This is a genomic window from Runella sp. R0.1_18 (assembly GCF_057652155.1).
On sequence record NZ_JBYFCK010000001.1, the window covers coordinates 120,464 to 133,277 of the forward strand.

Annotated in this window: 16 protein-coding genes; 13 read left to right on the plus strand and 3 right to left on the minus strand. The window is 43.4% G+C overall.

The annotated features are described in order from the left end of the window. Positions 1-38: 38 nt before the first annotated feature. The 13 genes from hemC (at position 39) to ruvA (ending at position 10,135) form a co-directional block, all read left to right on the plus strand. Positions 39-962, plus strand: a complete 924-nt coding sequence (gene hemC / locus AC23P2_RS00475; protein ID WP_487771379.1) for a hydroxymethylbilane synthase — start codon at positions 39-41, stop codon at positions 960-962. Positions 963-1,025: 63 nt separating this feature from the next. Next, a complete protein-coding gene (gene trpD / locus AC23P2_RS00480) occupies positions 1,026-2,015 on the plus strand; it encodes an anthranilate phosphoribosyltransferase (protein WP_487771380.1) in 990 nt (329 codons plus the stop codon). Positions 2,016-2,093: 78 nt separating this feature from the next. Then, the gene (locus AC23P2_RS00485; protein ID WP_487771381.1) at positions 2,094-2,687 is read left to right on the plus strand and encodes a Uma2 family endonuclease; all 594 of its coding nucleotides are present in this window, start codon (positions 2,094-2,096) and stop codon (positions 2,685-2,687) included. Beyond that, positions 2,687-3,493: an indole-3-glycerol phosphate synthase TrpC gene (gene trpC / locus AC23P2_RS00490; RefSeq protein WP_487771382.1), complete on the plus strand. Its 807-nt coding sequence runs from the start codon at positions 2,687-2,689 to the stop codon at positions 3,491-3,493. Before AC23P2_RS00485 ends, trpC begins: the two co-directional genes overlap by 1 nt. A 54-nt stretch (positions 3,494-3,547) precedes the next feature. Further along, positions 3,548-4,189: a phosphoribosylanthranilate isomerase gene (locus AC23P2_RS00495; RefSeq protein WP_487771783.1), complete on the plus strand. Its 642-nt coding sequence runs from the start codon at positions 3,548-3,550 to the stop codon at positions 4,187-4,189. Positions 4,190-4,199: 10 nt separating this feature from the next. Beyond that, complete coding sequence (gene trpB, locus AC23P2_RS00500) at positions 4,200-5,396, plus strand: tryptophan synthase subunit beta (protein ID WP_487771383.1); 1,197 nt, start codon at positions 4,200-4,202, stop codon at positions 5,394-5,396. A 3-nt stretch (positions 5,397-5,399) separates the two neighbouring features. Beyond that, positions 5,400-6,665, plus strand: coding sequence for an ATP-binding protein (locus tag AC23P2_RS00505; RefSeq protein WP_487771384.1), 1,266 nt, complete (start codon positions 5,400-5,402; stop codon positions 6,663-6,665). After that, complete coding sequence (locus AC23P2_RS00510) at positions 6,652-7,308, plus strand: hypothetical protein (protein ID WP_487771385.1); 657 nt, start codon at positions 6,652-6,654, stop codon at positions 7,306-7,308. The genes AC23P2_RS00505 and AC23P2_RS00510 overlap by 14 nt, the downstream gene beginning before the upstream one ends. Before the next feature lie 70 nt (positions 7,309-7,378). Beyond that, positions 7,379-7,966: a DUF2306 domain-containing protein gene (locus AC23P2_RS00515; protein WP_487771386.1), complete on the plus strand. Its 588-nt coding sequence runs from the start codon at positions 7,379-7,381 to the stop codon at positions 7,964-7,966. Beyond that, a complete protein-coding gene (locus AC23P2_RS00520; protein WP_487771387.1) occupies positions 7,966-8,844 on the plus strand; it encodes a hypothetical protein in 879 nt (292 codons plus the stop codon). Before AC23P2_RS00515 ends, AC23P2_RS00520 begins: the two co-directional genes overlap by 1 nt. A 73-nt stretch (positions 8,845-8,917) precedes the next feature. Continuing rightward, complete coding sequence (locus AC23P2_RS00525; protein WP_028524266.1) at positions 8,918-9,118, plus strand: hypothetical protein; 201 nt, start codon at positions 8,918-8,920, stop codon at positions 9,116-9,118. A gap of 45 nt (positions 9,119-9,163) precedes the next feature. Next, complete coding sequence (locus AC23P2_RS00530; protein WP_487771388.1) at positions 9,164-9,541, plus strand: Dabb family protein; 378 nt, start codon at positions 9,164-9,166, stop codon at positions 9,539-9,541. A 3-nt stretch (positions 9,542-9,544) separates the two neighbouring features. Then, entirely contained in the window at positions 9,545-10,135 is a 591-nt protein-coding gene (gene ruvA, locus AC23P2_RS00535; protein ID WP_028524264.1) for a Holliday junction branch migration protein RuvA, read from the plus strand. Between the two features lie 38 nt (positions 10,136-10,173). On the opposite strand, the gene AC23P2_RS00540 is transcribed toward ruvA, so the two are convergent. The 3 genes from AC23P2_RS00540 to AC23P2_RS00550 form a co-directional block, all read right to left on the minus strand. Next, complete coding sequence (locus AC23P2_RS00540; RefSeq protein WP_487771389.1) at positions 10,174-11,136, minus strand: MlaD family protein; 963 nt, start codon at positions 11,134-11,136, stop codon at positions 10,174-10,176. Between the two features lie 28 nt (positions 11,137-11,164). Continuing rightward, complete coding sequence (locus AC23P2_RS00545; RefSeq protein ID WP_487771390.1) at positions 11,165-11,950, minus strand: N-acetylmuramoyl-L-alanine amidase family protein; 786 nt, start codon at positions 11,948-11,950, stop codon at positions 11,165-11,167. Positions 11,951-12,120: 170 nt separating this feature from the next. Beyond that, the gene (locus tag AC23P2_RS00550; protein ID WP_487771391.1) at positions 12,121-12,708 is read right to left on the minus strand and encodes a NifU family protein; all 588 of its coding nucleotides are present in this window, start codon (positions 12,706-12,708) and stop codon (positions 12,121-12,123) included. Between the last annotated feature and the right edge of the window lie 106 nt (positions 12,709-12,814).

The window sequence follows — 12,814 nt, forward strand, 5'->3', positions numbered from 1 at the left end:
AGTAATAAATACTTATTTACTCAGAACGGAATTCATTCATGCACATAAAAATCGGAACACGCGGAAGCCGTTTGGCGCTTTGGCAAGCGTATTACGTTGAAAAACTGCTCCAAGAAGGAGGGCTTTCGACGGAGATTGTCATCATCGAAACCAAAGGTGATCAAATTCTCGACCGTTCGCTTTCCAAAATCGGAAGTAAAGGGGTTTTTACCCAAGAACTTGAAGACCAGCTTCGCGATGGTCGCATTGACATTGCCGTTCATAGTGCTAAAGACTTGCAGTCGGAGCTGGACGAAGACCTTGAACTGATCGCTTTTACTGAGCGCGAACGCGTCAACGACGTACTTGTAAGCCACAACACAACTTTGTCGTTGGCGAGTGGCGAATCTTTTGTTGTCGGTACTTCCTCAACGCGCCGAGTGGCGATGTTGAAACATTTTTATCCCCACATCAAAACGGTGGATATGCGGGGTAACCTCCAAACGCGCCTTCGTAAATTGGAAGAGGGGCAGTGCGACGCCATTTTGTTGGCGTATGCAGGCGTACACCGCATGGAATACGACTCGTTGATTTCTGAACACTTGCAACTTGATGAGTTTACTCCCGCCGTGGGTCAAGGAAGCGTGGCGATTGAGTGCAGCTCTGCCATTGCCCCAGAAAAAAAAGAAAAACTACGAACGCTACTCAACCACCCCACTACCGAAGCGTGCCTCTTGGCCGAACGTGCCTTTTTGAGACGTTTGCAAGGCGGATGTAGCGTACCTGTTTTTGGACTCGCAACGCATCAAACTGAAGGCTTGAGCATAACGGGGGGAGTCGTGAGCCTTGATGGACAAACGTTATTAAAACATACTGTCGTTGGAGATACTTTAGCGCCCGAAGCAATTGGGAGCCAATTGGCGGAAAAACTATTGGCCGAAGGTGCGGCTGAGATTTTAGCCCAAATAAAACAAAATTTGTAAACAGTAAACGAGGTATTAGACTTGCCAAGTTTTAAAAACTTGGCAAGTCTAAACCGAACCAATATGAAAGCAACCCTCAACTACTTACTCAATTATCAAACGCTGGATGAACAAACAGCTTATCAAACGCTGTTGGGGATTGGTCGTGGTGAGTATAATTCATCTCAAATTGCTAGTTTTTTAACGGTTTTTGCCCTTAGAGGTATTACGGTAGAAGAATTAACGGGCTTTCGTAAGGCAATGCTGGAAATGTTGCTGCCTGTTGATTTTTCGGACTTTGATGCCATGGACGTTTGCGGGACGGGAGGGGATGGAAAGGATACGTTCAATGTCTCTACCCTTTCGGCTTTTGTCGTAGCAGGAACGGGGCAGAAAGTGGCTAAACAAGGAAACCATGGCGTGTCGTCGGCAGTAGGTTCATCGACGGTATTGGAGTATTTGGGAATTAAATTTACCAACGACATTGATTATCTCCGTCGAAAAATGGAGACGGCGGGAATCTGCTATTTGCACGCACCGCTTTTTCACCCTGCCATGAAAAACGTAGCCCCGATTCGTAAAGAGTTGGGCATCAAAACGTTTTTTAACATGCTCGGGCCGATGATAAATCCGAGTTTTACGCCCAAACAAATGGTGGGGGTTTTTAGCCTTGAACTCGCTCGTCTTTATGCGTATCTTTATCAGCAATCAGGAATGAAGTACCTCATTGTTCATTCCTTGGATGGCTACGATGAAGTATCATTGACGGGTGACTTTAAGATTATTACGGCACAAAATGAGCAGATTCTCGTGCCTGCCGACTTAGGATTAAAGACGTTGAAACCTGAAGAGCTATTTGGAGGAGAAACATTAGCAGATTCGGCAGCGATATTTCTCAATGTCCTAAATGATGAAGCAACAACCGCCCAAAAAGAGGCTGTGTTGGCCAACGCAGGTTTAGCGCTTTTTGCTGCTGATTCCACGTTATCGCTCACTGACGCAGTAGCCATGGCCCGAGAGTCGTTGGAAAGTAAGCGAGCGCTGAAGGCGTTCAAAACGTTGATTGAAGACTAAATAATTGTGTTTTGGTACCGTGCCTTGGGTTACTTATAACCCAAAGAAATCAATTTTAAAATATTATTTCTTATGAGTATGATGACATTTCAAGAATTAGATCTTAATGGTACTTACTCCTACGCCGATTATTTAAAATGGACGTTTGAGGAACGTTTGGAGCTTATCAAAGGCAAGATTTTTAACATGTCGCCTGCGCCAGCACGACGACATCAGAAGATTTCTCGTCAGTTGTTTACTCCCATAAGTAACGTCCTCGATGGCAAAAGGTGCGAAGTATATTCGGCTCCTTTTGATGTACGTCTCACGCCGTTGAAGGGTAAAAAGCGCGCAGATAATCAAATTTATACGGTGGTTCAGCCTGATATTTGTGTGATTTGTGACGTTGATAAACTCGACGACCGAGGCTGTATTGGTGCTCCTGATTTAATCATAGAAATTTTATCGCCAGGAAATACCAAAAAAGAAATGCGCGATAAATACGAAGTTTATGAAGAAAATGGCGTGAAAGAATACTGGTTGGTAGAACCCAACGATAACGCTATCTTTGTGTATGTACTCAATGACGAAGGAAAATACATTGGCTTACGGCCTTTTACAGAAGACGACGTGATTACGACAAGTATCTTACCTGAGCTTGAAATATCGGTCGCCAAAATTTTTGAACCCTGATGAATATTCTCGACAAAATAGTAGCCCACAAACGTACCGAAGTAGCCGACGCCAAAAGTCGGGTGAGTCTTGCCCAACTTGAACAAGCGCCGCTTTTTGGTCGCCCCACTCTCTCGCTCAAAAACGCCCTCACCGCCAACGGTGCTTCGGGTATTATCTCCGAGTTTAAGCGTAAATCTCCTTCCAAAGGCATCATCAACGACCGCGTTCTCCCCGAAATTGTGACGCAAGGATACGTCGCAGCAGGGGCGAATGGCCTGTCGGTACTGACCGATACCAATTTCTTTGGTGGTACGTTTGAGGATTTTGGCAAAGCACGCGCCGCCAATCCAACGACGCCCATGCTTCGCAAAGATTTTATGATTGACGAATATCAGCTGTGGGAAGCCAAGGCCATTGGAGCAGACGTGATTTTACTCATTGCAGCTTGTTTAACTCCCGACGAAATTAGCTACTTAGGACAAAAAGCCCACGACCTTGGTTTAGAAGTACTTTTGGAAGTACACGACCGCGAAGAATTGGAGCAGAGCTTGTGCGAGCACGTGGACATGGTCGGGGTCAATAACCGAAATCTTAAAACATTTGTTACATCAGTCGAAACATCGTTGGAATTGGTGCAACTTATTCCCGATAACTTCGTCAAAATATCCGAAAGTAGTCTCAAAGATGCTGATACAATTTTGCAATTGCGAGCAGCTGGTTATCAGGGTTTTCTCATTGGAGAAACGTTTATGAAAACCGAAGACCCCGCCGCTGCCTTGCGCGGTTTGGTCGATGAGATTACGTCAAAAACACAATTTGCTTAATAGCCGACGTAATAGTTAACCTTTTAATGGTGCCTGTGCACTTTTTGCCTTATGATGAAAATTAAAGTTTGTGGAATGCGTGACACGGCTAATTTGGCCGAATTGCTGGAGTTGAAACCTGATTTTATCGGATTTATTTTTTACGACAAGTCGCCTCGCTTCGTAGGGGAAAGCCTCGATGAGGAATTTATCAAAAATATTCCCAAGACCAGTAAAAAGGTAGGAGTTTTTGTCAACGCCAACCCTGACTTTATCCTTAGGCAAGTAAAACGCTACGATTTACAATTTGTACAGCTCCACGGAAACGAAACGCCCGACGCTTGCCGAACCCTCAAAAGCAGAGGTGTCAATATCATTAAAGCTTTTTCAATCGACGAAGCGTTTAACTTCAACAGCCTTAATAATTACACCCCGCATTGCGAGTATTTCTTATTTGACGCAAAAGGTTCACAACCAGGCGGAAACGGAGTAACGTTTGATTGGAACACATTAAAACGCTATCAAAACGATAAACCATTCTTTCTAAGCGGTGGTTTATCATTAGAAAATATAGAGCAGGTCGCAGAACTGGATATCAAAATTTTTGGATTGGATGTCAACAGTAAATTTGAAACTGAACCTGCGTTTAAAGACATTGAAAAACTAAGACAACTCTTCGACTTGGTTCGACCTGCCGAAGAAGAAATCGAACTTTAATAACATCACAATGGCAATAACGTCAGTAAATTCACCCTTCCAAGTCAACGAACGCGGTTATTATGGCCAGTTTGGAGGGGCATATATTCCCGAAATGCTTTACCCTAACGTGGAAGAGCTTCGTGAAAACTACCTCCACATCATCGCTCAGCCCGATTTCCAGGAAGAATTTCAGGCACTTCTCCGCGACTACGTAGGACGTCCTACTCCGCTCTATTTGGCACAGCGCCTTTCTGAAAAATACAATACGACTATTTACCTTAAACGCGAAGACCTGTGCCATACGGGAGCACACAAAGTCAATAATACCATCGGACAAATTCTGCTGGCACGTCGCTTAGGGAAGCAAAAAATTGTGGCCGAAACGGGTGCAGGACAGCACGGCGTGGCTACGGCTACCGTCTGTGCCTTGATGGGCATGGAGTGCATTGTTTACATGGGAGAGATTGACATTCAACGACAAGCGCCAAACGTGGCTCGGATGAAAATGCTCGGCGCCGAAGTACGCCCTGCAACGAGTGGATCTAAAACCCTCAAAGACGCCACCAACGAAGCCATGCGCCACTGGATCAACAATCCAACCGATACGCACTACATCATCGGTTCGGTCGTGGGGCCACACCCATACCCTGACATGGTGGCGCGTTTTCAATCAGTGATTTCGGAAGAAATTAAAAAACAGTTGCTAGAAAAAACGGGTAGCGAACTCCCTGATTACGTCATTGCTTGCGTAGGTGGAGGTTCCAACGCCGCAGGGGCATTTTATCATTTCTTAGATGATGCGCCTGTGAAATTGGTAGCAGCCGAAGCGGGCGGCCACGGAATTCATTCGGGATTATCGGCGGCGACCACGTTTTTGGGTAAAATTGGCGTGCTGCACGGCAGTAAAAGCATTTTGATGCAAACCGAAGATGGTCAAGTAGTAGAACCCCACTCTATCTCGGCGGGACTAGACTACCCAGGCATTGGGCCGTTGCACGCGCATTTGCACGATAGCAAGCGGGCGCAGTTCTACGCCATCACCGACGACGAATCAATTGTGTCAGCGATGGAACTCGCCAAATTGGAAGGCATCATCCCTGCCCTCGAAAGCTCACACGCACTGGCGGTACTTCCTTACCTAAAAGCGGCTGCTAACGAAACAGTAGTAATCAACCTCTCAGGGCGTGGCGACAAAGATTTGGCTACGTATATGAAGTATTTATAAAAAATGAAAGTCAAAAGCCTTTTCATAAAAGACTTTAACCAATTCAAAGATTTTGAATTAGACCTAACTTATCCAGCGGGCCATGCGAAAGCAGGGTTACCGCTGGATAAAGTTTGTATTATTGGTCAAAGTGGAACAGGGAAGACGAGTTTGTTGAATAAACTGGCTACTGAACCTGTAAGAGCCTGTTTTTCTGAACCCATCACCAAGTCAGACCACATGTGTAATCATGATTTTGATATTTCCTCTTTTCTTCAGACCCATTCGGAAATGGACTGTATAGCTTTTGAAGATACCAATTTAGGTGTTTCAGCTAAGTTATATGAAGATGGCTTTATAATATACAAGAATGGAGAGGAGCTTTTGAAATCTTGGTATCAGTCTCCAATTATGATTGAAGCTAATGCTGGAAGTAAAGATTTGGGGAGAAACTTAGAGTACTGGAATGATATTACAAAAGATATAATCATTTTTCGTGAGCAAGAAATTCAAAAAAAGTTAGAGATTGCCGAACTCATTACGACTAACCAAGAACGACTTCAAGAGGAGTTGGCTAACTTTAATGAATGGCAAAAAAATATGCCTAATCCGCTCAAAGATCTGGCAGATAATTTTCTTGATAAAATCTTATACAAGTTTAATTTACGAGTAAGACAAAGCCTTGATTTTAAGAGGACAGAAGACATCGAAACAATTAAAATTGAAACACTTGAGGGTAAAGAAGTACCTAATAATTTGTTAAGTACAGGAACAAAACAAGTTATTTTAACCACACTTCCCTTATATGCTCAGAAGCCTCAAGGAAAAATCATTTTATTTGATGAGCCCGAGCGCTCGCTGTATCCTGATATTCAAACTTTAATTGTCGATTTTTACCTTAACCTTACTACTGACTGTCAATTCTTCTTCGCAACGCACTCTCCCTTAATTGCTTCTTGTTTTGAGCCTTGGGAAATTGTGGAATTGAAATTTAAGCCCGATGGCACAGTCTATCGTGAGTTGTATTATGATGCTGAGAGAGGCAACCACGTAGATAATTATACCATTGACCCGCGCTACCTTCGTTGGGATTCTATCCTGACCAGATTATTTGATTTAGATAAAGACAGCAACGAAGCCCGTACGCGAAAGCTAATGGAATTGGCAAGTTTGCGGAGTAAATTAGAGAAATCAAACGGCAAAATCTCTACCGAAGAAAAGCAAAAATTGTATGCGCAATTTGAGAAATTAGCCGAGCTGCTAGATTGGGAGTACGATGCAAAAAATTGATAAATCTGCCATCCTTTCTACGAAGTATAAGCGTTGGGAAGAGGATATGGGAACCAATCATCACCTTTATAACTCTTCCAATTCTCCCTATTACTACGATGTTGTGATGAACCTATTATGGTGTCAACGGGGTGTCTGTGCTTATACTGAAAGGTTGCTTTGCGATGAACAGATGTATGGGGCAGAAAACTGGTTAGAAGGGAAGTATCAGCAAGCAAAACCTGAATTTAGTGGAGCACTAGACCACTTTGATCCACTTAAAAAAGCAACGTTAGGGTGGCTTTGGGACAACTTTTTTGTAGCAGACAAAGACATCAATGATAAACACAAACGAAACAAGCCCGTTGATGATATTTTGAAACCAGACTTGCCTTCGTATGACCCGTTTACTTTGTTAGAATATGATACACAGTTGCACTTGTTTATCGCAAATACTACCTTAGAAGAGTCTATTCAAGTGCGAATCAATGACATGATTGAGATTTTAGGAATTAACCTTTCGTGGGTAGTGAAGCTCCGTAAAAGTCATTTGACCAAAATTTTTCCAAAAATTGAGTTTGAAATTAGTAGCTGGGAAGAAGAACAAAAAGCTAACGAGCAATATTTTACGGCTTTTGAAATGTGCCGACAGAAACTAGCATGAGTTTATTGTGTCAAGAAAATTAATCATACCAACCCTTTTCTTCCTCTCCGTTGCGGCATTCACCATCCTGATGCTCACAAAGGTAATCCCTTACCTAAGTTTTGAATCAGAAATAGACTTCTTGACAACCAAAACCGACCGAGTTTTGGCAAAAAAAGACTTCCAAGTGGGGTTCTACGTCCATATTCTAAGTAGCTGGTGGGTGATGGGAATTGGCCTGTTTCAGTTCATTCCAAGTTTTGTAAAAAAATATCGCCGTACGCATCAAACCCTTGGAAAAGTTTACGTATTTTCGATACTGTTTTTAGCCGCTCCGTCGGGTTTTGTTCTGGCGTTGTATGCCAACGGCGGCTTGCCAGCCAAAGTAGGATTTTCGTTGCAATGCCTTGTATGGTGGCTAACTACCCTCGTTGCTTGGTACGAAATTCGTAAAAATCAGTGGCAAAGGCACGTAGAATGGATGATGCGAAGCTATGCCGTGACGCTGGCCGCGATGAGTTTGAGGGTGGGAAGCTACGTAATGGTATATTTTTTAAGTACTAAGCCCATCGAAACCTATCTAACGGTCACTTGGGCATCGTGGGTCGTCAATTTGATAATTGCAGAAGTTTTGATTTATAACAACCTTGGTAACTACCTAATCCATAAAATTCGTTGATGCGCTTCTTTTTAAACAAAGCTTTTTTTCTGGGCTTCGCGGCTCTTACTTGGTATGGATGTGCTCGCAATACCAACGAGAACTCAAAACCTACGGCCGTACCCGTTAAACTCGTGACGCACAAAGAAGCCGTAGATTCGCTGCGGAAAGATACCACAGCGCCCTTGAAAGCCTTGCTTGTTACCCCACTTTCCGAAAAACAATTATCGGCTTTTTTTGGACAACACGACATTGCGCCATTGCTTTTTATGGCTGATGCAGAAGGTGGCTATGCCAACCGTTTTGATGGTTTTTATGGAGCCGACCACTACCGAATTGAGTTTTATTTTTCGGAAGTTCGACGCGATTCATTGAATCCAACGGTCTATTATGTAAAAGGGAAAAATCGCTATAAAAAGAACATTACGCCTTTTGAAGGTACAATCACATTCGATAAACTTGCCACCTTCAAAGACCCCAATCATAACCAAGAACACTACGATAACGATGAGTTTGCAGTGAAAGAATCGTATGCTGCCCAAGCTACGTTTGACTTCAAAGAAAATGCCGTATTTAAGGGTTCTGGCGTGTTTTCTGGGCAAATGTTCCTCGATTTTTACGAACGCAAAGATGGAACAATTGACCTTTGGTATTATTCCCAAAACGCACCTGCGCAGGGAAGTGGCTTTAAATTTGAGGGAAATTGGCGCAACTATAAAACAAACCAAACAAAACCCGTGGTGTGGGCAAAAGACTTGTTCATTTTTGCCAATGATATTTTAACCGATTTTTCTATTGGTGAACGTGACGTCGAAATAAATAAAAAATACCGCCATTTGGGCTGGGACAATTACTGGGAAAACGACGAATGGTGGCATGACACCCCCACAATTCAATAAAGTTATCGAACTTTTTCCGCCTTATTCGGATTGACATTTAACCACATTATCCATTTATACTCCTACTATTACCATGGCAACATTAACCCTAATGGAAGTTTCAGAAATGAGACTCAAGCTCAAAAACCTTGAAAATCAAGTTGCTTCGGGCGAATTATCGCTGTTTGACCGTTGTGAGATTGAAGACGAGATTTTGGAGTTAAAAGAACAACTTGGCGATTTTGAACGTAGTGTCTTCGACAATACAGGTGAGTGTATCAACTGCTCTGGGTAGATTTAGCGGTTTTGTCACTTCACTACTATAAACAGACATTTACAGATGAAAAAAACATTTTTAGCCCTTTTCTTGGCATTATTTACCTTTGGCGCTATGGCACAATCTTCTTCCGACAAGGTACTTCGTCACGTCGTTTTGTTTAAATTTAAAGATGGCACCACTGCCGAACAAGTAAAGAAAGTAGAAGATGCTTTTCGTAAACTTCCTACCCAAATCAAAGAAATCAAAGGGTTTGAGTGGGGAACTAACAATAGCCCTGAAGGCCACGACCAAGGTTTTACCCATTGCTTCTTCTTGACGTTTGCGTCGGAAGCCAACCGTGCGGTCTATTTGCCTCACCCCGACCACAAAGCGTTTGGAAAAGTCTTAGGGCCTTACCTCGACAAAGTATTGGTGGTTGATTATTGGACTCAAAAATAAACCATGATAGCTTACTTACACGGTAAACTTGCTCATAAAGACCCCGCCTACGTAATCATCGACGTAGGCGGCGTTGGTTATGAAGTAAAAGTATCTTTACAAACCTTCGGGGCGCTGCCCAATGTAGGAGATGCCTGCAAAATTTACACCTACCAGCAAATCCGCGAAGACGCCCACACGCTGTACGGCTTTGCAGAACCGACCGAAAAAACTTTATTTTTGGACTTGGTAAGTGTCTCGGGAGTAGGGTCGGCTACGGCGCTTATCATGCTTTCTTCTCTGTCGGCGCCCGAAATCAAGCAGGCGATTGTCAACGAAGACGTGAAATTGATTCAAACCATCAAAGGAATTGGTGGAAAAACCGCCCAGCGCGTCATCATTGATTTAAAGGATAAAATCAAGAAAGAGGGCTTAATCGCTCCTCAGCCCAATGTCTTTATGGCAGCCAATAGCCAAGTGCGCAGCGAAGCGCTGGCGGCGTTGGTCATGTTGGGAATTCCAAAGCCTACCGCCGAGAAGAGTGTCGATACCATTCTAAAACGCGAAGGCGACCAAATCACCGTCGAACAACTCATCAAATTGGCGCTTCGCTAGTGCCTATCAATACGTCTTTTATACCCCCAAAGGCTCCACTAATACTTCAACGTCGTATCGGCGGGGCTGTCGGCGGGGCCTTTGTCTTTTTTGCCAAAGACCGACACGTTGACGTAGCGTTTAGGATATTGACGGAAATTAGTCATCAGTTTGTTGACACTCACAATCGTACGGTTGATATTATCGTACAAAGTTTGGTCTTTCAACAACTTTCCTGCCGTTCCTTGGCCTTGTTCGAGGGCTGTAAGTGACTTTTGAAGCGTTGCTACTGCCGAATTGGCCTGTGCCAATGTTTCGCCCAAGCGAAGCGCTTTCAACGAATCAGTAGCGGTTTTTAGATTTCCCAAAATCGGCTTAAAACTCTTTTCTGTTTCAATCAAAGAAGCCGAAAGCGCATTGACATTGGCCAAAGTCGCCGCAATGGCTTGACGATTTTGAGCAACAGTTGCGTTGATACCCGAAGCGGTTTGGTCGGTTGTAGTAAGTAACTTATTCAATACGTACCCCGTTTGGTCAAACTGTTTTACGATACGGTTCAAATTGATAATGAGCGAATCGGCATTTTTTACCACGGGCAAGGCTTGTTCTTGGAGCAATGCTTGGATCCCCTTTTCTGAATCAGCCATGAGCGTATCGCCTTGCTGAAGTTGTTTGCCTCCCGTTGCCACCTGTAACATCAAGGCGCTCCCCCCTAATAGCTCTGACGTCAACATTACTTTGCTTCCTTGGGTCAACATCACATTCTTCTGAATTTCCAGCGTTACCAATACCTTATTTCCACGATCGGTCAGTAGTTCCGTACTTTTTACCTGCCCTACTTGTACCCCATTAAGTTTAATGGGATTCGACGGCTGGAGTGAGCCCACGTTGTCGTACACCACAAAATACTTGTATTTGCTCGAAAAGAAATCTGCTCCTTTTAAAAAATTAAACCCAAAATAGAGCATCGACAACGCAACGATTGCCATCAACCCTACTTTTGCTTCCTTAGAAATTTTCATGAATGTGAATCGTTGATTGTTTTTATGACTACCGATCTTCTACTTCTTGCTTGTATTGCTTAAAGGCCCGAAAAATAGCCTCTGCTATTTCGTCTTGGCCATCGTCTGAATTAAGGTATTTTTCTTCTTGGGCGTGGCTAATAAACCCTGCTTCTACCAACACACTCGGCATGGCTGTTTGCCAAAGTACCATAAACCCCGCCTGTTTTACGCCACGGCTGTTGCGATCGGCATATTTTTGAAATTGGCGCTCGATTTTACCCGCAAAACTCAAGCTACTTGCGATGTAAGCATTTTGGCGGTTGGCCAGCATAATGTACGCCAACGGAGAATTGGGGTTGAAGCCCTTGTAGCGCTCTTCGTAGTTTTGCTCCAACAAGATACTGGAGTTTTCGCGTTTTGCTACTTCCAAGTTTTCATCCGATTTGTGCAGCCCCATCACAAAGGTCTCCGTTCCAGCTGGGCTCTTTTTGTTTTTGGGCAAAGAGTTACAATGAATCGAAATAAACAAATCGGCTTTGCGGCGATTGGCAATGTTGGAACGCTCATTTAGTTCTACAAACTTATCCGAAGCTCGCGTCAGAATTATCTTTACCTCTGGCATTTCAAGCTTTATTTTCCGCGCCAGCCGCATTGTTATGTCCAAAACAATGTCTTTTTCTTTTGATATTTTTCCTTTAGCTCCCGTATCTTTTCCTCCATGCCCCGCATCCAACACGATAACATCAATACTCCCATCGGAGTCTGATTTGAAAGTAAAACTACAAAAAGTGATCCAACCAAGTAGTAATCCTATTTTGAACATGTTCAACATGAGTGGTTCTTTAAGTTTATGGCTTATTGTGAATAATAAGAGAGGTACTTGACCATAAATAAACGCTCCAAAACCTTCTAAATTTTTGTCTAATTGACAAACTTAGAAGGTTTTGGAGGATATTTTTCACAAAGAAACTCAAAAATACGGGAAATCGCACACGGAAGCGTCTATACTCCTTCCGCAACCACCTCTTTGACGGTCGGAACCATCTGCGTCAATAGGTTTTGGATACCTGCCTTGAGGGTCAGCGTCGAAGATGGGCAACCGCTGCATGAGCCTTGTAAAAGTACTTTTACGGTACCTGTTTCTTCTTCAAACGAATGAAACGAAATAGCGCCCCCGTCTGACTCTACCGCTGGACGCACGTAATCGTCTAACACAGTTTTGATTTGGCGGATTGTGGGGCTATCAGTATCCACAATCGTCGTATTGCGTTCTACCGTTTTTTGCTCAAAAACAGGGTGGTTTTCTTCGAAATAAATCTTCAAAAACTGCTTGGTATCCAAAATCACCTCACCCCAGTCTGTTGTGTCATCTTTGGTGACAGTCACGAAATTGGACGCCAAAAATATGCGTTGAACAAATGGAAATTGGAACAAATCTCCTGCCAACGGTGACGACTTTCCTTCGGCTTGCGTAGAAGCTACATCAGGATAATCGAACGACAATCCTTGGGGAACAAGTTCGAAGTTGAAGACAAACTTCATCGAGTTTGGATTGGGGCTTGCTTCGGTATAAATAAATACGGGTTGCATAGAAAAAGTATGACTCGTTGTTTGATACATCAAAATAAATAGACAATCCTGAAATGATTGTTCCTATTGCAACAAAACTTTCGGCATTTTGGTTTGCTTATTCGCC